Source organism: Virgisporangium ochraceum (assembly GCF_016863655.1).
Taxonomy (GTDB): domain Bacteria; phylum Actinomycetota; class Actinomycetes; order Mycobacteriales; family Micromonosporaceae; genus Virgisporangium; species Virgisporangium ochraceum.
Genome location: NZ_BOPH01000082.1, coordinates 232,215 through 253,653, shown reverse-complemented (window position 1 = coordinate 253,653; position 21,439 = coordinate 232,215). Strand labels below are relative to the sequence as shown.

General features: G+C 73.5%; 24 protein-coding genes. 18 read left to right on the top strand and 6 right to left on the bottom strand.

Going from position 1 to position 21,439, the window contains the following annotated elements; genetic code table 11:
• The 3 genes from Voc01_RS28805 to Voc01_RS28795 form a co-directional block, all read left to right on the top strand.
• The coding region (locus Voc01_RS28805; RefSeq protein ID WP_203930713.1) for a hypothetical protein at positions 1–206 on the top strand (206 nt) is incomplete at its 5' end.
• Positions 207–222: 16 nt separating this feature from the next.
• Entirely contained in the window at positions 223–588 is a 366-nt protein-coding gene (locus Voc01_RS28800; RefSeq protein ID WP_203930712.1) for a YciI family protein, read from the top strand.
• Positions 585–1,856 carry an RNA polymerase sigma factor gene (locus Voc01_RS28795; protein WP_203930711.1) on the top strand — a complete coding sequence of 424 codons (1,272 nt, stop codon included), beginning with the start codon at positions 585–587 and terminating at the stop codon, positions 1,854–1,856. The genes Voc01_RS28800 and Voc01_RS28795 overlap by 4 nt, the downstream gene beginning before the upstream one ends.
• Here Voc01_RS28795 and Voc01_RS28790 read toward each other — a convergent pair.
• Entirely contained in the window at positions 1,765–2,790 is a 1,026-nt protein-coding gene (locus tag Voc01_RS28790) for an RNA polymerase subunit sigma-70 (RefSeq protein WP_239160555.1), read from the bottom strand. The two genes, Voc01_RS28795 and Voc01_RS28790, sit on opposite strands and share 92 nt — an antisense overlap.
• A gap of 104 nt (positions 2,791–2,894) precedes the next feature.
• On the opposite strand from Voc01_RS28790, the gene Voc01_RS28785 reads away from it, so the two are divergent.
• The 6 genes from Voc01_RS28785 (at position 2,895) to Voc01_RS28760 (ending at position 7,150) form a co-directional block, all read left to right on the top strand.
• Positions 2,895–3,914, top strand: coding sequence for a DUF2461 family protein (locus Voc01_RS28785; RefSeq protein ID WP_203930710.1), 1,020 nt, complete (start codon positions 2,895–2,897; stop codon positions 3,912–3,914).
• Complete coding sequence (locus Voc01_RS28780) at positions 3,911–4,858, top strand: ATP-binding cassette domain-containing protein (protein ID WP_203930709.1); 948 nt, start codon at positions 3,911–3,913, stop codon at positions 4,856–4,858. The genes Voc01_RS28785 and Voc01_RS28780 overlap by 4 nt, the downstream gene beginning before the upstream one ends.
• On the top strand, positions 4,855–5,634 hold the full coding sequence (locus Voc01_RS28775; RefSeq protein ID WP_203930708.1) for an ABC transporter permease: 780 nt from the start codon (positions 4,855–4,857) through the stop codon (positions 5,632–5,634). The genes Voc01_RS28780 and Voc01_RS28775 overlap by 4 nt, the downstream gene beginning before the upstream one ends.
• Before the next feature lie 3 nt (positions 5,635–5,637).
• Positions 5,638–6,414 (top strand): ABC transporter permease, encoded by a 777-nt coding sequence (locus Voc01_RS28770; RefSeq protein WP_203930707.1) that lies wholly within the window; start codon positions 5,638–5,640, stop codon positions 6,412–6,414.
• 94 nt (positions 6,415–6,508) lie between these two features.
• Positions 6,509–6,823: a hypothetical protein gene (locus Voc01_RS28765; protein ID WP_203930706.1), complete on the top strand. Its 315-nt coding sequence runs from the start codon at positions 6,509–6,511 to the stop codon at positions 6,821–6,823.
• Positions 6,824–6,868: 45 nt separating this feature from the next.
• Positions 6,869–7,150 carry a hypothetical protein gene (locus tag Voc01_RS28760; RefSeq protein WP_203930705.1) on the top strand — a complete coding sequence of 94 codons (282 nt, stop codon included), beginning with the start codon at positions 6,869–6,871 and terminating at the stop codon, positions 7,148–7,150.
• Positions 7,151–7,161: 11 nt separating this feature from the next.
• On the opposite strand, the gene Voc01_RS28755 is transcribed toward Voc01_RS28760, so the two are convergent.
• Both Voc01_RS28755 and Voc01_RS28750 read right to left on the bottom strand, forming a co-directional pair.
• The gene (locus Voc01_RS28755; protein WP_203930704.1) at positions 7,162–8,607 is read right to left on the bottom strand and encodes a hypothetical protein; all 1,446 of its coding nucleotides are present in this window, start codon (positions 8,605–8,607) and stop codon (positions 7,162–7,164) included.
• Between the two features lie 57 nt (positions 8,608–8,664).
• Positions 8,665–9,009, bottom strand: coding sequence for a hypothetical protein (locus Voc01_RS28750; protein ID WP_203930703.1), 345 nt, complete (start codon positions 9,007–9,009; stop codon positions 8,665–8,667).
• 39 nt (positions 9,010–9,048) lie between these two features.
• On the opposite strand from Voc01_RS28750, the gene Voc01_RS28745 reads away from it, so the two are divergent.
• Positions 9,049–9,915, top strand: a complete 867-nt coding sequence (locus tag Voc01_RS28745) for an LLM class flavin-dependent oxidoreductase (RefSeq protein WP_203930702.1) — start codon at positions 9,049–9,051, stop codon at positions 9,913–9,915.
• Between the two features lie 58 nt (positions 9,916–9,973).
• Here the strand turns inward: Voc01_RS28745 and Voc01_RS28740 are convergent, their stop codons facing one another.
• Complete coding sequence (locus Voc01_RS28740; protein ID WP_239160554.1) at positions 9,974–10,867, bottom strand: homocysteine S-methyltransferase family protein; 894 nt, start codon at positions 10,865–10,867, stop codon at positions 9,974–9,976.
• An 84-nt stretch (positions 10,868–10,951) separates the two neighbouring features.
• Here Voc01_RS28740 and Voc01_RS28735 point away from each other — a divergent pair, with 84 nt between their 5' ends.
• Both Voc01_RS28735 and Voc01_RS28730 read left to right on the top strand, forming a co-directional pair.
• Positions 10,952–11,566 carry a TetR/AcrR family transcriptional regulator gene (locus tag Voc01_RS28735; RefSeq protein ID WP_203930701.1) on the top strand — a complete coding sequence of 205 codons (615 nt, stop codon included), beginning with the start codon at positions 10,952–10,954 and terminating at the stop codon, positions 11,564–11,566.
• 114 nt (positions 11,567–11,680) lie between these two features.
• Complete coding sequence (locus Voc01_RS28730; RefSeq protein ID WP_203930700.1) at positions 11,681–14,728, top strand: AfsR/SARP family transcriptional regulator; 3,048 nt, start codon at positions 11,681–11,683, stop codon at positions 14,726–14,728.
• Here the strand turns inward: Voc01_RS28730 and Voc01_RS28725 are convergent.
• On the bottom strand, positions 14,697–15,236 hold the full coding sequence (locus tag Voc01_RS28725) for a MauE/DoxX family redox-associated membrane protein (RefSeq protein ID WP_203930699.1): 540 nt from the start codon (positions 15,234–15,236) through the stop codon (positions 14,697–14,699). The genes Voc01_RS28730 and Voc01_RS28725 overlap by 32 nt on opposite strands.
• 138 nt (positions 15,237–15,374) lie before the next feature.
• On the opposite strand from Voc01_RS28725, the gene Voc01_RS28720 reads away from it, so the two are divergent.
• From Voc01_RS28720 to Voc01_RS28695, 6 genes are all read left to right on the top strand, one after another.
• A complete protein-coding gene (locus Voc01_RS28720; RefSeq protein ID WP_203930698.1) occupies positions 15,375–15,572 on the top strand; it encodes a hypothetical protein in 198 nt (65 codons plus the stop codon).
• Between the two features lie 119 nt (positions 15,573–15,691).
• Entirely contained in the window at positions 15,692–16,273 is a 582-nt protein-coding gene (locus tag Voc01_RS28715; RefSeq protein WP_203930697.1) for a TlpA family protein disulfide reductase, read from the top strand.
• Entirely contained in the window at positions 16,263–18,152 is a 1,890-nt protein-coding gene (locus Voc01_RS28710; RefSeq protein ID WP_203930696.1) for an ABC transporter ATP-binding protein, read from the top strand. Before Voc01_RS28715 ends, Voc01_RS28710 begins: the two co-directional genes overlap by 11 nt.
• A 1-nt stretch (position 18,153) precedes the next feature.
• On the top strand, positions 18,154–18,591 hold the full coding sequence (locus tag Voc01_RS28705) for a S26 family signal peptidase (protein ID WP_203930695.1): 438 nt from the start codon (positions 18,154–18,156) through the stop codon (positions 18,589–18,591).
• A gap of 11 nt (positions 18,592–18,602) precedes the next feature.
• A complete protein-coding gene (locus tag Voc01_RS28700; RefSeq protein ID WP_203930694.1) occupies positions 18,603–18,956 on the top strand; it encodes a hypothetical protein in 354 nt (117 codons plus the stop codon).
• A gap of 150 nt (positions 18,957–19,106) precedes the next feature.
• Complete coding sequence (locus tag Voc01_RS28695; protein WP_239160553.1) at positions 19,107–20,564, top strand: GGDEF domain-containing protein; 1,458 nt, start codon at positions 19,107–19,109, stop codon at positions 20,562–20,564.
• A gap of 19 nt (positions 20,565–20,583) precedes the next feature.
• On the opposite strand, the gene Voc01_RS28690 is transcribed toward Voc01_RS28695, so the two are convergent.
• Positions 20,584–21,408 (bottom strand): BRI3 family protein, encoded by an 825-nt coding sequence (locus tag Voc01_RS28690; RefSeq protein ID WP_203930693.1) that lies wholly within the window; start codon positions 21,406–21,408, stop codon positions 20,584–20,586.
• Positions 21,409–21,439 lie beyond the last annotated feature (31 nt).

Below are 21,439 nucleotides of genomic sequence, written 5' to 3'. Positions count from 1 at the left end.
TGAAAGGCCCGCCGGCCCCGCTCGACGGTGCGTCGGCGATTCCCGGCGGAGGAATCGTCCGGCCCGGGCGCTGGCTGCGATACTCGGCTGCCATGACCCGGACCGTGCGGTACCTCCGCACCCGCGGAAGAAATCCCCGGACCGGTGTCGAGAACGGCGATGGCGGCTCCGACCTGACGCCGACGCTCCCGCCGGTGGACGTGTGACGGAAGGAATCCGACGATGAAGTACATGATCATGATGTTCGGTGGGCTGGGCACGACCCTGGCCGACCGCAGTCCGGAGTGGATCAGCGACATGCAGACCACCATGATGCGGATGGACCGTGAGCTCCGCGAGTCCGGCGAGGTGGTGGAGAGCCGGCACCTGACCGACCCGACCCGGGCCACGACGGTGCGGTTCGTCGACGGGGCGCCAGCGCCGACCGACGGACCGTTCGCCGAGATCAAGGAGTCCCTGGCCGGCTACTGGATCCTCGAGTGCACGCACGATCGGGCGATCGAGATCGCCTCGCAGGTCGTCGCGGTCACCGAGTACCCGATGGAGATCCGCCGGATCATGGACGAGCCGCCGCCGCAGGACCAGTGAGCCCACCCGGTATCGAGGACCTGCTGCGCGAACTGGCGCCGCGGGTCCTCGGCACGCTGGTTCGCCGCCACGGCCAGTTCGACGCGTGCGAGGACGCCGTCCAGGAGGCCCTGCTCGCCGCCGCCTCGCAGTGGCCGGCCGGCAGCGTCCCCGAACGGCCGTCGTCGTGGCTGCTCACCGTCGCGACCCGGGCGCTGGTCGACCACTGGCGCACCGACAGCGCCCGCCGCCGCCGCGAGGTGACCGCCGCGCTCGACCCGACCCGCGAGACCCCGCACGACCCGGACGACACCCTGCTGGTGCTGTTCCTGTGCTGCCATCCCGCCCTGTCACCGCCGTCACAGCTCGCCCTGACGCTGCGCGCGGTCGGCGGCCTGACCACGGCGCAGATCGCCGCGGCGTTCCTCGTTCCCGAACCGACGATGGCGCAACGGATCAGCCGCGCCAAGCAGCGCGTCCGCGACACCGGCACCCGGTTCGAGCTGCCGGACCCGGCCGAGCGGCCGGCGCGGCTGGCCGTCGTGCTGCACGTGCTGTACCTGATGTTCAACGAGGGCTACACCGCCACCTCCGGGCCCGACCTGCACCGTCGCGACCTCGCCGCCGAGGCGATCCGGCTCACCCGTCTGCTGCACCGCCTGCAGCCCCACGACGGTGAGGCCGCCGGGCTGCTCGCGCTGATGCTGCTCACCGACGCTCGCCGGGCCGCCCGCACCGACGCCGACGGGGCGATCGTCCCGCTGGCCGACCAGGACCGGGACCGTTGGGACCCGGAAGCGATCGCCGAGGGGCAGGCCCTGCTCGCCCGCGTACTCGGCGCCGGCCCGATCGGGCAGTACCAGATCCAGGCGGCCATCGCCGCCGTCCACGACGAGGCGCCGACCGCCGCCGACACCGACTGGCCGCAGATCCTCGCCCTCTACGACGTCCTCGAGCGGATCGCTCCGGGCCCGGTCGTCACCCTCAGCCGCGCGGTCGCCGTCGCGATGGTCCACGGGCCGACCGCCGGCCTGACCGTCCTCGGCACCCTCGACGACGACGGACGGCTGGCCCACACCCACCGCCTCGACGCCGTCCGCGCCCACCTTCTCGAACAGGCCGGCGACCACGACGCGGCCCGGGAGAGCTACCTCCGCGCCGCCCGGATGACCGCCAGCCTGCCCGAACAGCACTACCTCACCCGACGCGCCGCCCGGCTGAACGCTGAGCCGCCTCCCGGTCGGGCAGGCCGAACGCCGGGAACAGCGTCGGGTCGGGGAAGCCGGTGATGCCCGCGACGCGGTCGCCGTCGAGGGTGAGGACCATGATCCCGTAACCGCGGCAGTCTCCGACCGGGTCGCCCGCGGTGTCGTCGGGGAGGTAGGCGGCGAGGGCGGGGTGGCCGTTGGCGCGAACCTCGACCAGCGTGATGCGGTCGAGGTGACCGTCGGCGGGCACGGTGGCGAAGAACTCGGCGACCGCCGCCCGGCCGAGGATCCGCAGCGTCTGGGGCGGCATGGTGAGGGTGACGTCGTCGCGGAGCAGGGCGGCCAGCGCCGGGATGTCGCAGTCGTTCCAGGCCCGGATGAACGCCTCGACGACCCGCCGCTCGTCGGCGCTGGAGGGCCGGCCCGGCCTCGTGGTGCCGGCCGCGTTCGCGGTGGCGACCGTGGCGCGGGCGCGCTGAAGGGCGCTGTTGACCGCCGGGACGCTGGTGTCGAGCAGGTCGGCGACCTGTTGGGCGGGCCAGCCGAGCACTTCGCGCAGGATCAGTGCCGCCCGCTGGGTTCCCGGCAGGAGCTGCAGCGCGGCGATGAACGCCAGGGCCACGGACTCGCGCCGGTCGGCGATGGCGGCCGGGTCGGCGTCGGCGTCGGCCAGCTCGTCGAGGTTCGCGTCGGGATAGGGCTGCAGCCAGGCCACATCGGCAGCGTTGGTGATCGGGTCGCGGGTTCTCCGATTGATCATTTTCAGGCAGGTCGTGGTGGTGATCCGGTACAGCCAGTGCCGCAGCGGCGCCCGCCCCTCGTAGCCGCCGAAGCTCCGCCAGGCCCTCAGCAGTGTCTCCTGCAGCGCTTCCTCGGCGTCGTGGTACGAGCCGAGCATCCGGTAGCCGTGCAGGTGCAGTGCCCGCAGGTGCGGCGCGACCAGTTCCTGGAACGCCGCGCTGTCGCCGCGACGGGCCGCGGCGACCAACGTGTCGGTGCTCGGGTCGACGGTCACCCGGACACGGTAGCGCCGGGGTGCGACGGGACCGATGAGTTCGCGTCGCCGGCGGGATCAATCGGGTCGGATGAACCTCCAGATGGGAGTGGCCGACGATGCCGATGTCCGGTGCCGAATTGTTCTGGGAACTGGTCGAGCCGATGTACGCCGATCCGGCGGTGCAGCGGTCGACGATGATGGGACTGCCGTGCGTACGGCTGGACGGCCGGTTCTTCGCCTCCCTCGACCGGCGCAGCGGGGCGCTGCTGGTCAAGCTGCCGGCGGAGCGGGTCGGGCAGCTCATCGCCACCGGCGACGGCGAGCCGTTCGCACCCGCCGGCCGGACGTTCCGCGAGTGGGTGGCACTCCCCCGTCCGGACCGGCGCAGGTGGCGCCGCCTGCTCGCCGAGGCCCGCGACCACGCCGCCGGTGGCGGTCCCACCGCGAGGCCGGCCCCCGACGACGCCGGCGGCTTCGGTGGGTTCGGTGCGGGCGGCCTGGCCTTCCTGACCGCGCTGGAGCGCGACAACACCAAACGGTGCTTCGACACCCACCACGACGTGTACCGGCGCGAACTGCTGGAGCCCGCCAAGGCGTTCGTCACCGACCTCGGCGAGCGTCTGCGGCGGCGGGTGTCCGGCGGGCTGCGGGCCGAGCCGCGGGTCGGCGGCAGCCTGTTCCGTATCGCCAACCACCTCCGGTTCGCCCCGGACAAGCCGCCCTACAAGCCGCACCTGGACCTGGCGTTCTGGGACGGTCCGAACGGGCCACGCGTCGACCCGGCGCTGATCCTGCGCATCGCCCCGGCCGAGATCCACCTCGGCTGCGGCGTCATGCCCCGCAGCGGAGCGGCCCTGGACGCCTACCGGAAGGCCCTCCACGACAACGCCCCCGACCTCGACCGGCACGTGACCGCCGTGCTCGCCGACGGTGCCGAACTGAGTGAGCCGACCCGTCGACGGGTGCCCGCCGGCTTCGACCCGGACACACCGGCGGCCCGGTTCGCCGTCCGCGACGGCTTCCACGTCGTCCGCCGCCTCGCGCACCCGGCCGCGATCACCACGCCCGCCTTCGCCGGGTGGTGCGCCGACCGGCTCGCCCCGTTCGCACCGGTACACCGGTGGCTGGCGGGTGCCCGATGAGCCCGGCGAACCCCGCGATCGAGGCGACCGGCCTGGTCAAACGGTTCGACCGGGTCACGGCCGTCGCCGGGGTGAGCTTCCGGGTGCCGGCGGGCGAGGTCTTCGGCTACCTGGGTCGCAACGGCTCCGGAAAGACGACCACGGTCCGGATGCTCACCACGCTGAGCCGCCCCACGGCGGGATCGGCCCGGGTCGCCGGACACGACATCACCGACCCCGCGCGGGTGCGGGCGAACATCGGCGTCACGCTGCAGGAAGCCGCCCTCGACCCGGCCATGACCGCCGAACAGCACCTTCGGCTGGTCGCCGGGTTGTGGGGCCTGCCGAAACGTGCGGCCGCGGCCCGGGCCGACGCGCTGCTCGACACGTTCGGGCTGACCGACGCCGCCCGCCGGCGCATCGGGACGTTCTCCGGCGGCATGGCCCGCCGGCTCGACATCGCCACCGCCCTGATCGGCGAGCCGCCCGTGCTGTTCCTCGACGAGCCGACCACCGGCCTCGACCCCCAGGCCAGGCGCGCGTTGTGGACCCACATCCGCTACCTTCGCGACACAGGCGTGACCGTCTTCCTCACCACCCAGTACCTCGAAGAGGCCGACGAACTCGCCGACCGGGTCGCGGTCATCGACCACGGCGAGATCATCGCGCTCGACACGCCGGCCGGCCTCAAGGCCACGATCGGGCGCACCCGCGTCACCTTCCGCCACGACGGCAGCGACGGCGCGGTCCGCGCGGCGCTGCCCGACCTGACCGTGACCGACGATCGCAGCGTCGCCACGTTCGACCTCGGCACCGACGGACCGCCGGTACTCGACGTGCTGGACCGGGTGCGGGCCGCCGGTATCCGGGTCGGGAACCTCGCGGTCGCCGAGGCCACCCTGGAGGACGTGTTCCTGCGGCTGACCGGATCGGCCATCGGTACCGGCCAGGAGGAACCCGCATGAGATCGCTGCTGTCCGCCTCCAAGCTGGTGTTCGCCCGCCAGGGTCGTGAAGCGCGGCGTGACCCCGGCCCGTTCTACCTGCTTCCGATGCTGCCCGCGCTCCTGATGACCGTTGTCTTCACCGCGCTGTTCGACCGCATCACCACCGTCGAGGGGTTCCACGGCCGGGCCGGGTACGTCAGCTTCCTCGTACCGGGTGCGGTGGTCCTCGTGGCGCTGCTCGGCGCCGGGGCGACCTCCGCCGGGCTCGCCGCCGATCTGCGCGGCGGGTTCTTCGACCGGCTGCGGCTGCTGCCGGCGCACCTCGCCGGGCAGCTGATCGGCCGGATGGCGTTCGAAGCGGTACGGCTCGTCCCCGGTGCGCTCATCGTGGTCGCTGTCGGGCTGGCCCTCGGCGCCGACGCCCGCAACGGCGCCGCCGGGATCGCGGTCGTGGTCGCCCTGGTGGCCATGCTCGGCGTGGCCTACGCCGGAGTCTTCTTCGCCGTGGCGATCGGTACCCGGGACCCGCAGACGCCGTTCACGCTCCAGCCGTTGGGTCTGCCGTTGGCCTTTCTCAGCAGCGCTCTGGTGCCGCTCGCCGTCATGCCGGGCTGGGCCCGCCCGATCGCCCGCGCCAACCCCGTCACCGCCGTGGTCGACGCGTCCCGGGAGGCGATGCTCGGCCGACTCTGGTCCGCCGACCTGGGCCTGGCGGCCGTCGTCCTGTTCGGCTGGACCGTTGTCGGCATGATCCTGACCGCGTTGTCGCTACGCCGGCACCTCACCCGGAGCTGAGACATGACCAAGCCGATCCACGACTCGTGGCTGATCTTCCGACGCACCGCCCGGGAAGCGGGCGGCAACGTCGGCCTGGCGTTCGTCGCCCCGATCCTGCTGTCGGTGTTCCTGCTCGTCCTGTTCCGCACCGTCTACGGCCGCATCGCCGACGTACCCGGCTGGCCCACCGACGACTTCGCCGACTGGATCGGCGCCGGCGGAGTCTTTCTGTCCGTCTTCGTCGGCGCCGGATACACCGCCGGCGGGCTCCTGCGCGACATCGACACCGGCTACCTCGAACGACTGCGGCTGCTGCCGGTCCACCCTCTCGCGGTCCTCGCCGGCAAGGTCGGGTTCGAAGCCGTCCGCGGCGCGGTCATCGCGACCGCCGCCGCCGGGGCGGCGGTCGCGCTCGGCGCCGACACCACCGGCGGGATCGGCGGACTGGCGCTGCTGATAGCGCTGGCGACCGGTCTGGCCGTGGCGTGGAACGGCATCTTCTACCTCACCGCGTTGACCACCCGCACCCACGCCGCCGTCCTCGGCCTGCAGCCACTGTTCATGCCGGTCATCATGTTCTCCACGTTCTGGGTGCCCACCGCCCTCATGCCCGGCTGGTACCGCACCGTCGCCACCTGGAACCCGTTCGACCCGGTCCTGTCGGCGGGCCGCTCCGCCGTCCTCGACACCGGTCACCACCGCGACCTCGCGGTCGCGGTCGCGGTCCTCGCCGCGCTCACGGCGGTGACCTACGGGCCGGCGGTCCGCCGCTACACCCGGCTGGCGGAGACCGGCTGACCGCGCGGCCGGACCGTCCGCCGGCGGGCCCGCGGCCCTTGCCCGACCGTGGCACGATCACCCGGTCCTGTCCGGCCGGCTCCGAGGAGAGGCGATGCCGGCTTCCGAAGCCCAGCTGCGCCCCGCCGACGACAACGTCGAGTCCGTGGCCTGGTCTCCCGACGGCGTACTGCTGGCCTCGTGCGGCTACGCCGCGGTGCGCATCTGGGACGTCCGCGCCGGCTCCGACGACGAGGCACTACGGCTGTGGGACGCGACGACCGGCGACCTGCTCGCGACCCTGCTCCGTCTGGACGACGACGGCGCCGCGGTACTCGTGGACGGCAGGCCGCCCCAGCTGACCGGCACACCCGACGGTGAGTTCTGGCACGTCGTCGACGGTCGCCGGATCGAACCGCGGGAGCGGTGACACCGACGGATTCCCGGACGTCGATCCGGATGCCACACTGTTGCGGTGGAGCTTCAGTTCACGGTCGGACAGCGCCCGGGCTACGCGGTCGAGTTCATCCACAGCAAGTTCTGGGGACGCACGCGGATCACGGTCGACGGACAGACCGTCTTCAAGCAGAACCTGCCCTTCGAAGAGTCCTGGTCCACCGTCAAGCGCCACCACCTCAGCATCGACGACCATGAGGTGATCATCGAGATCGAACGCAAACGCGCGTTCGCCGGTCTGCGACCGATGGAGTACCGCGCCTTCGTCGACGGGGAGCTCGTCCAGAGCCGGACCGGCTGACCCGTTCGCCGTCAGGCGACACGCTTCCACACCTCGATGAGGAACTCGGCGTACCCGTCCTCGCCGACGGTGTTCGCGGCGGCATGGACGGCGTCGACCGCGGCACCCAGCGGATCGTCGTGGGCCAGCGCGATCAGCGCCGGCAGTGCGGCCACAGCCTGCAGGTTCGACGAGCCGTCGGGCAGGGTGACCGGAGTGCGCGGTGCCGCGGGGTCCTCGAGCAGCCGGCGGAAGGCGGCCAGACCGCCGAGTTCGGTGAACGCGCTCGGCAGGCCACGACCCGCGTCCACCTCCTCCAGGGCCCCGGCGATCCAGTCCAGCCGGTCCAGCCCGGACACCCGCATCGCCGCTCGGGCCGCCCAGACCGCGATCCGGACCTGGTCGTCGGCCGCCATCGCGGCCAGGCGGTCCAGCAGCGGACGGTCGCGGGCGGCGAGTGCCCGCGCGCGGTGGGACAGGGAACGCATGCGCCCGGTGGGTGGTGTGCCACCCCAGGACCGCGCCTCCTCCAGCGCGTCGAGGCGCAGCCGTTCCCTGCGCTCGGCCTGCTCGGTCGCGGCGGCCCGCAGGGCCGGTTCCCAGGCGGGCGGGTCGGCGGGGTCGGTCTCGAGCAGGTAGTCCCAGACGAGCCCCAGCATGACGGCGTGCCGACCGATCACCTCCTCGTGGCGGATCGTCACCACGCCGTGCACGACCTCCAGCCGTACGGGGGCCGGCCGCGCGTCCGGGAGCGGCGCGGTCGCCGATACCCATCGCCACTCGAGGGTGTGCGCGGCGGTCCGGACGAGGTGGACCTCCCGGTCGCCGGCGGGCAACCGACGCTCGAAGCGGCGCGCCAGGTCCGCCGCCGGCGACGGCACGGCGCTGCGGCGCACCACGGTGACGCGGGGCAGGTCCGGATCGCGCTCCTCGTGGGGGTCGTACTGTCTGATCAGGTCGAGCATCGCGTACTCGGCGGCCGCCGCCCGCTTCTGGTCGAACGATCCGTGCCGGCCGTCCGTGCGCAGGGTCCGGTGGCCGGTCTCCTCGGTCACCGGCCATACCAGCAGTTCGTGCTGTTCGGGCGGGTCCGCCCCGGTGCGGACACTCTCGTGGAGGCGGTGGCGGGCGTGCGCGCGGATCCGGACCAGACCGGGCCGTACGGACAGGTCGGCGAGTTCGTCGGTGGTCCCGCCCAGCAGGCTGTGCACCGACAACGCGCCATGGGGGGACCAGAGTGTCGTCTCGCTGATGACGTCCCAGTCCTCGGCTACGTGGTCCGGCGCGCGATCTCTGATGACGACCCGCATCCCGATCCAGCCGGTGTGGGTTCCCGCGAAGCCCGTGCAGTCGGTCGGGCTTCCGACGTGCAGCAGATCGTCGCCCACCACGTAGATGCCCATGCCCGCGCGCCAGTACGGCGCCGTACGGACCTGGTACTGGCAGTAGTCGACGAACTGGCGAACGAAGGGCTCCACGAACGAGCATTCTGCTCGGCTCCGCCCGCACGCTCGGCCCCGCGCATACGGTGCCGGTCACCCGGCGCGGTGCGCGTCCACCCCGTCGACGCCGGCGACGGCGGCCAGGTCCGCCTCGGGGATGCCCAGCGCCCGCGCGAAGAACGGCAACGTCCGGTCGGTGCCGCCGTCGAGCGTCCCCGGCACCGAGACCTCGGTGAACCTGTTCTTCCGCCGTTGCTCGCCACTGGTGAACTCCCGTGGGTACGCGGGCTGCACCTCGGTGACCCGCCAGGTGCGGTTCCACCACGGCAGTTCGTGCAGCAGGTCGGTGAAGAACGGCGGGAGGACCGCGAGGTCGGGCGGGTCCGGCCGTCCCGCGTGCAGGACGGCGGGGCCGAGCGTGCGGCCGGCTATGTTCATCGTCGCAGGGTAGGCGCCGACGGCCCGGGAGGACGCGACGTGCGTTTTGGCGTGAGTGTGCCGCCGTTCGGGCCGTTCGCGGACCCGGTCGCCCTCGCCGACCTTGCCGTCAGCGCGGAGGCGGCCGGGTGGGACGGCTTCCTGGTGTGGGACCACATGGTGTACGACCCCAGCTTCCATCCGATCGGTGACGTCTGGGTCGGGTTGGCGGCGGTGGCCGTGCGCACGCGCCGGCTGACCATCGGCACCATGGTCACTCCGCTGGCCCGGCGCCGGCCGTGGAAGGTGGCGCGGGAGACGGTGTCGCTCGACCGGCTGTCGGGTGGTCGGCTGGTACTGGGCGTGGGCCTGGGCGATCCGGTGCAGTGGGACTACGGCTGGTTCGGCGAGGAGACCGACGCCCGCGTGCGGGCCGAGCGGCTCGACGAGGCGCTGGCGGTCGTCACCGGTCTGTGGACGGGCGAGCCGTTCCGGTTCGACGGCCGGCACTACCGGCTCGCCGAGGTGACCTTCAAGCCCACCCCGGTGCAGCGGCCGCGGATCCCGATCTGGGTCGGTGGCTGGTGGCCCAACCGGCCGCCGCTGCGCCGGGCGGCCCGCTGGGACGGGATGGCACCGGCAAAGTGGGGTGCTCCGCTGCGGCCCGACGAGGTCGCCGAGGCGGTCGCCTACGTCGCCACCCACCGCGAGGCGACGACCCCCTTCGACGTGGTCGTGTCCGGCAGCACCGACCCCGGACCCGGGGACGCCGACCGGATGGCCGCCTACGTCGAGGCGGGTGCGACCTGGTGGCTCGAGGACGCCAACCCGTGGCGCTTCGGTGCCGACCCGGAAGCGCAGTGGACCGACCGGGACACCACCGCCGTCGAACGCCGGGTGGCGGCCGGACCGCCGCGCCACGCCTGACGACCGCGTCCCGCCGACCCGCGCGGCGGCCGCACGCGGTCACCGCATGTGGTCGCCGCTACCGGTCGGGGTTCCACAGGGCGTCGACGTGGCGGGCGTCGGTGCCGCAGCAGCCTCCGACGAGAGTGAGCCGGGGCAGCTGCGACCGGAGCTTGTCGTGGGCCCTGTTCAGGTCGACCGGGTCACCCTCGTCGAGCTCGGTGGCGGCGTCGAGCTCGGCGTGGCTGAGCGTCGACGCGTTCGCGCGCAGTCCGACGATCCGTGACAGCCAGCCGCCCGTGGTCAGGGCGGGCGCGATGTGTTCCGGATGGGCGCAGTTGACCATGAAGTAGTCGGGTGCGGCTTCCGCGTCGACCGTGGTGACCGCCGTCGACAGCGGCGTTCCGTCCGGGAGCCGTCCGTCGCGTTCGACCGTGAACGACACCGCCACCGGGAGCCCGGCGGACCGGGCGGCGCGCACGATGCCGATCGCCTCGCCGGTGCCGGTGAGGGTGAGCGCGGTGACCAGGTCGGCGCCGGCCTCGGCGAACGCGTCGACCTGCGCGGCGTGGTAGGTGGCCGCGTCGTCGGGGTCGATCTCGTCGCCGGCGACGTAGCCGTCGCCGCGCGGACCGAGGTTGCCGCTGACCAGGAACGGGTCGAGACCGGCGCGGTCGCGCAGCTTCTGCAGGACGGCCACCGCCCGGTGGTTGACCCGGCGCAGGTCGGCGGCCGTGTAGCCGAGCCGCTCGCCCCAGTCGCGGCTGGCCCGCCAGGTCGGGGTCTCCAGCTGCACGCCGGCACCGGCCCGCCTGGCGATGTCGACGTAGGGCCCGTAGTAGCGCCGCAGCAGCTCGCGACCGCTGTCGGTCTCCAGAAGCGGGAACGCGGCGAACTCGGGCAGGTCGACGCCGTGGTGGTAGATCAGATCGGTCTCCAGGCCGCCGTCGGTCACCATCGGCTGCCCGGCCATCTGCGGTAGTGGTCCCTGTCTGCGCCTTCTCTCGTACCAGACTGACTGGTCTGGTTGTAGCAGACCAAACAGTCTGCTACAACGATGGGCGTGCCACGAGACGGCAACCCGACACGCGAGCGGATCATGCGCACCGCGGAACGGCTCATGACCGAGCAGGGCTACAGCGCCACGTCGGTCGACCAGGTCATCGCCGGGGCCGGCAGCTCGAAGGGCGCGTTCTTCCACCACTTCGCGTCCAAGACCGATCTCGCGGCCCACGTCGTCGACCGGTACGTGGCCGCCGACCTGGCCCACCTCGACGCCGGTCTGGCCGCCACGGCCGACATCGCCGACCCGGCGGCCAGGCTCGTCGCGTTCCTGCGCTTCTACGAGGACGGCGCCGACGGCCTCATGGCCGAACAGTCCGGGTGCCTGTACGCCACCGTCCTCGCCGAGCGGGAGTTCACCGGCAGCGAGGTCAACCGCCGGGTGGCCGCGGCCGCCCGCGTGTGGCGCGACGCCCTGGTCGACCTGCTGCGACCGGCCCTCGCCGGCCGCCGGTCAGCCGCCGGCATCGACCTGGACGCGCTGGCCGACCACCTCTACACCACCTTCGAGGGTGGCTTCATCCTGTGCCGCACGCTCGAGAGCCCCGCCGCGATGCGCGCCCAGCTACGGATCTACCGGCAGCTGGTCGAGGCACTCCTCCGCGACTGACGCGCCGACGCCACGCGGCCCGGGGCGCGGGTACCGGGCGATCTAGACTCGTGGATTCGACGTCGCCATCGGGGAGGCCACGGCGTGCGTTTCCGTTACCTTGGTCCGCTTCAGGTGTCGACGCGGACCGGCTGGCGTGCGGTCGGAGGGGCCCGCGTCCGCGGGCTGCTCGCCGTGCTGCTGATCAACGCGAACCGGACCGTGCCGGTCGGGCACCTGGTCGAGGAGCTGTGGCCCGACGAGCCGCCCCGGTCGGCCGGGACCCTCGTCCGCGGGTACGTGCTGGAGCTGCGCCGCTCGATCGGCGACCAGGACGGGGCGGTGCTGACCACCGAGGCGCGCGGGTACCGGCTCCGCAGCCGGCGTGGGGACTTCGACGCCGACCGGTTCGACGACCTGCTGGCCGAAGGGGAGACGGTGCTGCGGGCCCGAGCCGACCCGGCGGCGGCCCGGCAGGTGCTCGACGACGCCCTCGCCCTGTGGCGCGGGGCGCCGCTCGCCGACGTCGCGCCGACGCCGCTGGTGTCCGCACACGCGGCCAGGCTCGCCGAGCGGCGCCTCGACGCGCTGGAGGCCCGCGTCGAGGCCGCCCTCGCGGTCGGTGGCGGTCTGGCCGGGCTCGTCGGCGACCTGCGGGAACTGGTCATGCTGCATCCCTTCCGGGAGCGGTTCGTCGCGCAGCTCATGCGGGCGCTGCAGAGAGCCGGTCGCCGGGCCGAGGCACTGGACGCGTACGCGGAGGCACGGCACCGGTTGGTCGACGAGCTCGGGATCGATCCGGGGCCGGAGCTGGTCCGGGCGTACCGGGAGGTCCTCGCGGAAGAGGCGGAAGTGCCGGCGCCGGCCACACCGGAGGAGCCACCGGCGCCGGCCACACCGGAGGATCCACCGCGTTCCGCGTGGGAGCGCGTCCCGTCGCAGACCCCGCCGGACATCGCCGACTTCACCGGCCGGGACAAACCGCTCCGCGCGTGCCTCGACCTGCTCACCCCGCGGGGGGCGGCGGCGTTGCCGATCGTGGTCCTCTCCGGACCCGGCGGTGCCGGGAAGAGCACGCTCGCCGTCCACCTGGCGCACCGCCTGGCCGAGGCGTACCCGGACGGGCAGCTCTACGCCGATCTCGGTGGGGTCCTCCGGACCCGGGTCGACCCGGCGCTGGTGCTGGGCCAGTTCCTCCGGGCGCTGGGCGTCCCGGCGGCACAGGTGCCCGACGGCGCCGCCGAGCGGGCCGCGCTCTACCGCAGCCAGGTCCACGACCGGCGGCTGCTCGTCGTGCTGGACAACGTCGCCGACGTGGCACAGGTCCGGGACCTGCGGCCCGGGTCGGCGCGCTGCGCGGTGCTGGCCACCAGCAGGTCCCGGCTCGCCGGCCTGGAAGGTGCGACCGTGGTCGACCTCGGCGCGTTCGAGCCGGTGGAGTCGCTCGACCTGTTCCTGCGCATCGTCGGGGCCGAACGCGCTGCCCGCGAGCCCGACGTGGCCGAGTCGATCGTGCGGCTCTGCGGCCACCTTCCGCTCGCCGTCCGCGTCGCGGCGGCCCGGGTGGGCAGCCGGCCGGTGCGTCCGCTCGCCCGGGTCGCCGAGGCGTTGCGCGACGAGTGGCGCCGCCTGGACCAGCTGCGCGTCGGAGACCTGGAGGTCCGGGCCAGCATCGCGGCCGGGTACCGGATGTTGGCCGAGCCGCACCGGCGGATGTTCCGCCTGCTGGGGGCTCTCGACACCCCCGACGTCACCGAATGGCTCGCGGCCGCCGTCGCCGGTGTGCCGCTCATGGAGGCGGAGGAGTCGCTCGGGGCGCTGGTCGACGCGCGGCTCGTCGACGAGGTCGGTGTCGACGGCACCGGACAGGCCAGGTTCCGCCTGCACGACCTGATCCGGCTGTACGCGCGCGAGCGGGTCGCGGACGAGGAGCCCGCCGACGCGGTCACCGCGGCGCTGGCCCGCGCGTTCGGCGCGCTGCTCACGGTGGCCGGTGAGGCCGACCGCCGGCTACCGGCCCATACCCTCGCGTCGATCGGGCACGACCTGGGGTCGCCGCTGCCCGCGGGGGTGACGCTCGACGATCTGGTGACCGACCCGTTCACCTGGTTCGACGCCGAGCGTGCCACGCTCCTCGCCGCGGTCGCCCAGGCCGCCGCGACCGGGCTGGCGATGCTGGCAGGCCGGCTGGCGGACGCGACCCACACGTTCTTCGAGCTGCGGGACCTGCCCGACGACGGCATGGAGACGCACCGGGCCGCGCTGGCGGCCTGCGAGGCCGCCGGCGACCGGCTCGGCGCGGCCGTCCTGCTGAGAAACCTCGCCGACCGGTTCACCTCCCGGCCCGGCGCGACCGCCGACGCCAAGCTCGCCTCGGCCGAGGCCGCCCTCGCGCTCTTCCGCGACCTGGGTGAGCGACGCGGCGAGGCCGATGCCCTGTACCTGTGCAGCGACGTGCACCGGCTCAAGGGCGAGCACGACCGCGCCCTCGCCTGCCTCGACGCCAGCCGGGCCGCGGCGGCCAGTGTCGGGTACCGGCTCGGCGAACGGCATGTGCAGATCGAGCTCGCCATCATCCGCCGGGAGCAGGGCCGCTTCGCCGACGCCCTGGTCGCCGGCGAGGCGGCGCTGGCGATGGCGAGCGAGGCGGGGAGCACCCGCGACCAGAGCGTCGTCCTCGGCCTCCTCGGTGTCGTGCACCGCGAGCTCGGCGACCTCGACCGCAGCGAGACCTGTTTCGAGCGCGGCGTCGAGATGGCGAAGGCGACGGACGACACGCTCCAGGAGGCGTACCTGTCCATCCACCTGGGACTCGTCTACGTACGGCGGGGCCGGCCGCGTACGCGGCGCGTGCTGGAGCACGGTCTGGCCCTCAGCGTGGCGCAACAGTCCTCCTTCGGCCATGCGCTGGCGCTGCACGGCCTCGGCGAGCTGGAGCTGAGTGAGGGCCGGCCCCGCCGCGCGGTGGCCCGGCTGACCGAGGCCGCCGCCCGGTGGAGCCGCGTGGAGGCCCGGTTCGCCCAGGCCAGGACAATGCGGTCACTCGGCCACGCGCACGCCGCTGTCGGCGACGACGACGCGGCCCGTGCCGCCTGGAGCGCCGCGCTCGACCTGTACCGCCAGGTCGGCAACGACGACGAGGCCGCGGCTGTCACGGAGCTGCTGTCGGGGCCGGATCGGTGAACAGCGCCAGCACCTCGTCGAGCGCCACCACGACGATCGCGGCGACCAGACCCACCGCACCGGCGAACGCCAGCACGGTGGCCGGCTGATCCCCACCGACCAGCGGCGCGGCCAGCCAGCCGCCCGCGGCGAGCAGGGCCAGCGCGCCGTTGCGGACCACGTGGAACCGCCCCGGAGGGATCCGGGACGGGCCGAAGCACCGGCACGCGACCCGCACCCCGGCGGCGACCTGGGCCGCCATGACCGCGGTCAGCGCCGCGCCGAGCCCGGCGGCCAGTGCGAAGCCCCACCGCGTCGTTGCCGGCACCGCCAGGAGCACGGCGACGGCCAGTTCCACGGTGACCACCAGCCCGGCCAGGGGACGTGCCGCCCGGACCCGGACGCCCGGCACGGCGCGCACCGACACCACGAACGCCTCGAACGCGTCGCGCCCGGCCACCTTCGTCGCCGCCGCGAGCAGGTAGACGACGGCCAGCAGCACCCGGTCACCGAACACCAGCAGGTCCATGCAGACATCGTCGGCGCGCGGCGTCGAGACCGCGTAGGGCCGGTGTAGAGCGGGCGGCCGACGGGATCAACGCGGACCGCACGGGAAATCTACGCGCGGACGCCAGGATGCGATCAACCCAACCGAAAGGAGCAAGGGATGACCACACTCGTCACCCGTCTCGCCGACAGGCTGCTGTCCGCGATGGCACCGGAGGTGCAGGCCCAGGCCGCTGCCTGCTGGTACACCGGCAGCCGGTGCGTGCGGTGCGCCACCACCAGGGCGCGCCTGTACGACTACTACTCCTGCACCGACGGCAGCAGCCCCATCGTCGACTTCGGCTGCGGCTCCTGCTGACGAGCACCGTCACAGCGGTGGGTGCGCGGCGCACGCCGCGCACCCACCGGCCCGGCCCTTCCGCCCGGCCCCTCCACCCGGTCCTTCCGCCCGGCCGCTCCGTCCACAAGGGAGACCCGATGCCCTACCTTGTCGCCGCCGTGACGGTCAGCACGCTGCTGTCCGTCCTGACCCTCACGCTCGCGCTCGGGCTGACGCGTCGGATACGTGTGCTCTCGACCCAGCTGGCGACGCTGGGTCAGTCGAACGACGCCTCCGTGTCGTTCGGCCGCGACCGGGTCCTCGCGCCCGACACCGTCGTGCCGGAGTTCGCGGCCGTCACCACCGACGGAGAACCGGTTTCGCGGGACCTGCTGACCGGCACGACGCTGGTCACCTTCCTCGCCCCCGGCTGCGCACCGTGCGAGACGCTGCTGCCCCGGTTCCTGGAACACGCGGCGGAGTTCCCGGGCGGCCGCCAGCAGGTGCTCGCCGTGCTCACCATGGCCTCCCCGGAGGACTGCGCCGTCTACGCCGATCGGCTGTCCCCGGTCGCGCGGGTCGTGATCGAGCGCGGCAAGGGTCCGCTCAGCGACGCATTCGAGGCCGATGCCCTGCCGGTCCTCTACCTCGTCGGTGCCGGTGGCGTCGTGCGGGCGAGCGGCGTGGACGCCGCCTTCCTCACCCGCCGGCCGGTCGGGGCCTCGGCCGATGTCCGCTGAGTCTTCGAACGTCGAGGCCACCCCCGGGCTGCGGGTGGCGGCACGGTACGCCGCCACACTCACCTGGCGGGCGGCCCCGGGGACCACGCTCGCCTACGTCGTGCTGGTGGTGCTGGAGTCCGCGGCCCCGGTGACCGCCGCCTGGCTGACGAAGGTGCTGCTCGACCGGCTGGTCGGCGGCGGCCCGATCGGCTGGCTCGCCGGTGGGCTCGGCGTCGTCGGTGTCGTGCTGGCCGTCGTCCCGGCCTGCGGTGCCTACGTCAACAACGAGATCGGCCGGCGGGTCGGGCTGCACGCGACCGACCGGCTCTACGCGGCGACCGAGCAGTTCACCGGCCTCGCCCGGTTCGAGGATCCGCGGTTCGTCGACAGGCTCCGGATGGCCAAGCAGGCCGCCGCGGGTTGCGCCAGCCTGGCGACCGGCGTGTTCGGGATGGCGCGCGGGGCGCTCATGCTCGTCGGGTTCGTCGGCTCGCTCCTGGTGCTGAGCCCCACCATGACGATCATCGTGGTGGTGGTCGCGGTGCCGGCCCTGCTGGCACAGCTGCGCCTGTCCCGGCGGCGGGCCACGATGACCCTTGCGCTCGGCCCGACCGAGCGCCGCGAGTTCTTCTACAGCGAGCTGCTGACCGGGATCAACGCGGTCAAGGAGGTCCGGCTGTTCGGCACGGCCCGGTTCCTCCGCGACCGGATGATCGGTGAGCGGGTCGTCGCCAACACCGCCCGCCGCCGCCTCGACCGGTCCGAGCTGCGGGCCGAGGCCGGGCTCGGCGCGCTGGGGGCGCTGGCTGCGGGCGGCGGCCTGCTCTGGGCGATCCTGGCGGTCCGGTCGGGTGGGCTGACCATCGGCGACGTCACCGTCTTCCTCGCCGCGGTCGCCGGCGTGCAGGGTGGCCTGCACTCGCTGATCGGCTCGATCGCCACCACGCACCACGACCTGCTGATGTTCCAGCACTTCGCGGCGGTGGTGGACACCGGACCCGACCAGCCGCCCCCGGCGCGGCCGGCCGCCCTGGCGCCGCTGCGACACGGGATCGAGCTGCGGGGAGTGTCGTTCCGCTACAGCGACGAGCACCCGTGGATCCTGCGTGACGTCGACCTGTTCCTCCCGGCCAACTCCTCGACGGCGATCGTCGGGCTCAACGGGGCCGGCAAGAGCACGCTGGTCAAGCTGCTGTGCCGTTTCTACGACCCGACCCGCGGCTCGATCCTGTGGGACGGCACCGACCTGCGCGACGTGCCGGTCGGCGACCTGCGGCAACGGGTCAGCGCGGTGTTCCAGGACCACATGAACTACGACCTGTCCGCCGCGGAGAACGTGGGCATCGGCGACGTCACCGCGATCGACGACCGCGCCCGGATCACCGCCGCCGCCGACCTGGCGGGCGTCGACGGGACGCTGCGGGACCTGCCGCAGGGCTACGACACGCTCCTGAGCCGCATCTTCTTCGCCGAGCCGGCCCGCGGCACCGGCGGTGACCTCGCGCGGGACCTCGCGCGGCCGAGCACCGGTGTGGTGCTCTCCGGCGGGCAGTGGCAGCGGGTCGCGCTGGCGCGGGCGTTCTTCCGCGACGCGCGCGACCTGGCCATCCTCGACGAACCCAGCTCGGGCCTCGACGCGCAGGCCGAGCACGACCTGCACCAGCGCATGCGGCAGCACCGTGCCGACGGGGCGACCCTGCTCATCTCGCACCGCCTCAACACGGTCCGCGACGCCGACCAGATCATCGTGCTGGACGACGGTGCGGTCACCGAATCCGGCACGCACGCCGAACTGGTCGCCGGCGACGGCGCATACGCCCGGCTGTTCCGGTTGCAGGCGTCCGGGTTCCGCTCCGGGCCCGACGTCGTCCCCGGCGACGTCCTCGAGGCGGTCTGACATGTGGTTCGTGGCCGCCGCCGTGCTCCTCGCGACCGGCCTCGTCGTCGCGGTCCGTCGGACGTACGTGGTGGCGACGGTCCGGGGCGTCAGCATGGTGCCGACGCTGCGTCCCGGCGACAGGTTGCTGGTGCGCCGCCGCCCGGCGCACCGGGTGCGGACCGGTGACCTGGTCGTCTACCGCGACGGTTTCCAGCCGCGGCCGGGTGCCGGGTGGGTGGTGAAGCGGGTGGCGGCCGTGCCCGGGCAGGCTCTGGCCGCGGGGCAGGTGCCGGAACGGATCGCCGGCGACCGCATCGTGCCGGCGGGCCGGCTGGTGGTGGCCGGGGACAACCCCGCGGCCAGCTTCGACTCGCGCCAGTTCGGGTACCTCCCCGGCGAGTGGCTGCTCGGCACCGTCGTCCGCGCACTGCCGAGGCCGCGGGACGCGACCGCCTAGGCTTACCCACCGTGTCCGATCAGGAGATGCCGCCCCTGCTGGCCGCCGCGATCCACGGACCCTTCGCCGGCGGGCTCGCCGCCATCTGGATCCGCGAGCGCGCGGCCGCTCTCGACACCCAGCCCGTCGTGTTCCTCGGTTCCGAAGGTGAGATCGCCGTCCTCGCCAGGAATCTGGCCGACTACCTGTGGTTGGTCGGCAACGGCGTCGGGCCGTTGGACGCGGTCGACGGCCTGCACCGGACGCCGACTCCGGTTCCAGAGTTGAACGTTCCCGGCGAGCCCCGCTCCACCGGGGCGATCCTTGCCATCGCGCAACTCCTGCGGCCGGAGTTGGAGGAGTTCGTCGAACAGATGTGCCGTTGAGGTGCGCGGGGGTCCCGAGTGGACAGAGTGGCGGGTGCCGGCTCCAGGCCGTCCACGCCAGACCCCGACCGCCCAGGATCGCGACACCCCCGTCGGCGATTTCACTCAGGCGGGGGCCGCGACGGTCGATTGCCCGACGTGGTCAAGGCCGTGAGTGGGAGAGTCGGGCGTCCGGACGCGTACCAGGCCGTCGCCGTGCCGGTCGTGCTGGTCGCCGTCGTGGCCACGCTGCTGGCACCGGCGTCGACGGTGGGGCAGGTGGCCTACCTCGTCGGCTTCGCTGTCGTCGTCGGCACCGCCTGGCGCGCCATCGGCCGCCCGAGCGCCGGAGGGCGGGGTCCGTGGGTGATGGTCGCCGCCGCCGTCACCGTCTGGCTCGCCGGCGACCTCCTGTGGACCGGCCTCGCGCTGGCCGGGCACGAACCGACCGTCGGGCTACCGGACGTCCTGTGGCTTTCCGGGTACCCCCTGCTCGGAGCGGGCCTCGTCGGCATGGTGCGGCGCCGGGCACCGGCGCAGGCGGCGGCCGCACTCCAGGACGGGCTGACGCTCACGACGGCCGCGGCGCTGGCGGCCTGGCAGTTCCTGGTGGCGCCCGGGCTCGCCACCAGCGCGAAGACCATCGAGATCGTCGTCGGGACGCTGTACCCGCTCGGCGACATCGTGCTGCTGGCCGCGATGCTGTACCTGGTGCTCTCGCCGGGGGTGGCCGGCCGGCCCACCCGCCTGCTGCTCGCGGGCGCGTCCACCACCCTGTGCGTCGACGTCGCCTTCACGCTGCTGCCGCGGTTCATCGCCGAAAGCGACGTCGACCGGTTGAACGGACTCCTGCTGCTCGCGAACGCGATGATCGTCGCCGCGGTGGCCCATCCGCGCCGCGACGAACTGGTCACCCCGACGGCCGGCACCGAGGTCACGCTCCATCCGGCGCGGGTGGTGTTCCTCGGGCTGGCGGTTCTCACCGCGCCGATGATGGCCGTCACCCGGGGACACCTGGAGCTGGCGGAACGGGTGCCGCTGATCGCCGGAACGGTGCTGACGATCGCGTTCAGCCTCACGCGCTTCACGAGTGCGGTGCATGAGCAGCAGCGCTCGCAGCGGCTGCTGTCACACCTGGCCGGCCACGACGCGCTCACCGGTCTGGTGAACCGGCGCGGGCTGGCCGACCGGCTCCGGAGCGGCGGGTACACCGTGCTGCTCTACGTCGACCTGGACGGGTTCAAGTCGGTCAACGACACGTACGGCCACGCGGCCGGCGACGCGGTGCTCACCGAAGTCGCCCGGCGCCTCCATGACGCCGTACGCACCGGCGACCTGGTGGCCCGGCTCGGTGGCGACGAGTTCGCCATCCTCTGCGTCGACCTGGATCTGCCCTCCGCCGAACAGCTGGCGTGGCGGTTGGTCGGCGCGGTCGAGGAACCCGTCACGGTCGACGGGCACCCGCTGCGGGTCGGCGCGAGCATCGGCGTGGCCGGCGCCCACCTCGGCGACGGGGAGGAGCTGCTCCTGCGGGCCGACCACGCGATGCTCGACGCCAAACGGGCCGGACGCGGCCGGGTGGTGCTCGCCGCTCCCCCGGTGGGGGCAGCCGTCCTGTCCGGTCGGTGACCGTCACCGGCGACGCTCGCTAGTCCGTGCGCTGGTAGATCGTGTTGGCGTCGGGATCGGTCAGGGACTTGGCGGTCCACGAGTTCGACGAGCACTCGTAGGGCAGCGGGTTGTTGAACGGCTTGACCGACTCGTTCAACTGCTGCTTGCCGTCGACCGTGATGGTGATGACCACGTCGCTGCCGGTCGAGGTGAACAGGATCTGGTTGTTGGCGGTCTTGAGCGTCCACTCGTTCGTACCGGTGAAGGTCGCCACGACGTTGTGGCCGTCGGCCGTCCTCCCCGTGTACTGCGCCTTGCTCCAGTCCTCGGTGCCCTTGCCGTCGACGGTGATCTTCCACGTTCGCCCGCTGCCGCTGAGCTTGACCTCGCCCATCTTCTTTCCGTCGAGGGTGATCTTGCTCAGGTCGAACGGGGAGCTGTAGGTCGTCTGTTTCCAGTTGCCCACGAGGCACGGGTCCACCGGACCGACCTGGGCGGGAGCGGTCGTCGCGGCCCCGGACGCGGTCGGGGCGGGCCCGGCCGACGGCTGGTCGTCACCGCTGCGCACCACCGTGACGATCACGACGGCCACGGCCACGACCGCCAGAACGCCGAGGCTGGCGAGGAGCGCGATCAGGCCGCTGTTGAACCGCGGCGGCGCGGGCGGCTGCGGCTGCGGATACCCGGGCTCGCGGAAGGGCTGCGGAGGCGCCGAGTACGGCTGGTTGTAGGGCTGCGCCGAGTAGGGCTGGTGCGGGGGCCCGGCGTAGGGGTACGGGGGCTGGGGGTCGTACTGCCCCGTGTACTCCTGACCCGCGGGAGGCACCTCGTAATGCTCGTACGGTTGCCCCGGCTGCGTCATGATTCCTCCCCGTTGTCAACCATTCGCATAC

What these genes read in the sequence shown, in the direction of transcription:
- Voc01_RS28800 (WP_203930712.1), top strand. Translation starts at nt 223, where the DNA reads ATGAAGTACATGATCATGATGTTCGGTGGGCTGGGCACGACCCTGGCC.
- Voc01_RS28785 (WP_203930710.1), top strand. Translation starts at nt 2,895, where the DNA reads ATGTCCGGTGCCGAATTGTTCTGGGAACTGGTCGAGCCGATGTACGCC.
- Voc01_RS28780 (WP_203930709.1), top strand. Translation starts at nt 3,911, where the DNA reads ATGAGCCCGGCGAACCCCGCGATCGAGGCGACCGGCCTGGTCAAACGG.
- Voc01_RS28775 (WP_203930708.1), top strand. Translation starts at nt 4,855, where the DNA reads ATGAGATCGCTGCTGTCCGCCTCCAAGCTGGTGTTCGCCCGCCAGGGT.
- Voc01_RS28770 (WP_203930707.1), top strand. Translation starts at nt 5,638, where the DNA reads ATGACCAAGCCGATCCACGACTCGTGGCTGATCTTCCGACGCACCGCC.
- Voc01_RS28765 (WP_203930706.1), top strand. Translation starts at nt 6,509, where the DNA reads ATGCCGGCTTCCGAAGCCCAGCTGCGCCCCGCCGACGACAACGTCGAG.
- Voc01_RS28750 (WP_203930703.1), bottom strand. Translation starts at nt 9,009, where the DNA reads ATGAACATAGCCGGCCGCACGCTCGGCCCCGCCGTCCTGCACGCGGGA.
- Voc01_RS28740 (WP_239160554.1), bottom strand. Translation starts at nt 10,867, where the DNA reads ATGGCCGGGCAGCCGATGGTGACCGACGGCGGCCTGGAGACCGATCTG.
- Voc01_RS28735 (WP_203930701.1), top strand. Translation starts at nt 10,952, where the DNA reads ATGGGCGTGCCACGAGACGGCAACCCGACACGCGAGCGGATCATGCGC.
- Voc01_RS28725 (WP_203930699.1), bottom strand. Translation starts at nt 15,236, where the DNA reads ATGGACCTGCTGGTGTTCGGTGACCGGGTGCTGCTGGCCGTCGTCTAC.
- Voc01_RS28720 (WP_203930698.1), top strand. Translation starts at nt 15,375, where the DNA reads ATGACCACACTCGTCACCCGTCTCGCCGACAGGCTGCTGTCCGCGATG.
- Voc01_RS28715 (WP_203930697.1), top strand. Translation starts at nt 15,692, where the DNA reads ATGCCCTACCTTGTCGCCGCCGTGACGGTCAGCACGCTGCTGTCCGTC.
- Voc01_RS28710 (WP_203930696.1), top strand. Translation starts at nt 16,263, where the DNA reads ATGTCCGCTGAGTCTTCGAACGTCGAGGCCACCCCCGGGCTGCGGGTG.
- Voc01_RS28705 (WP_203930695.1), top strand. Translation starts at nt 18,154, where the DNA reads ATGTGGTTCGTGGCCGCCGCCGTGCTCCTCGCGACCGGCCTCGTCGTC.
- Voc01_RS28690 (WP_203930693.1), bottom strand. Translation starts at nt 21,408, where the DNA reads ATGACGCAGCCGGGGCAACCGTACGAGCATTACGAGGTGCCTCCCGCG.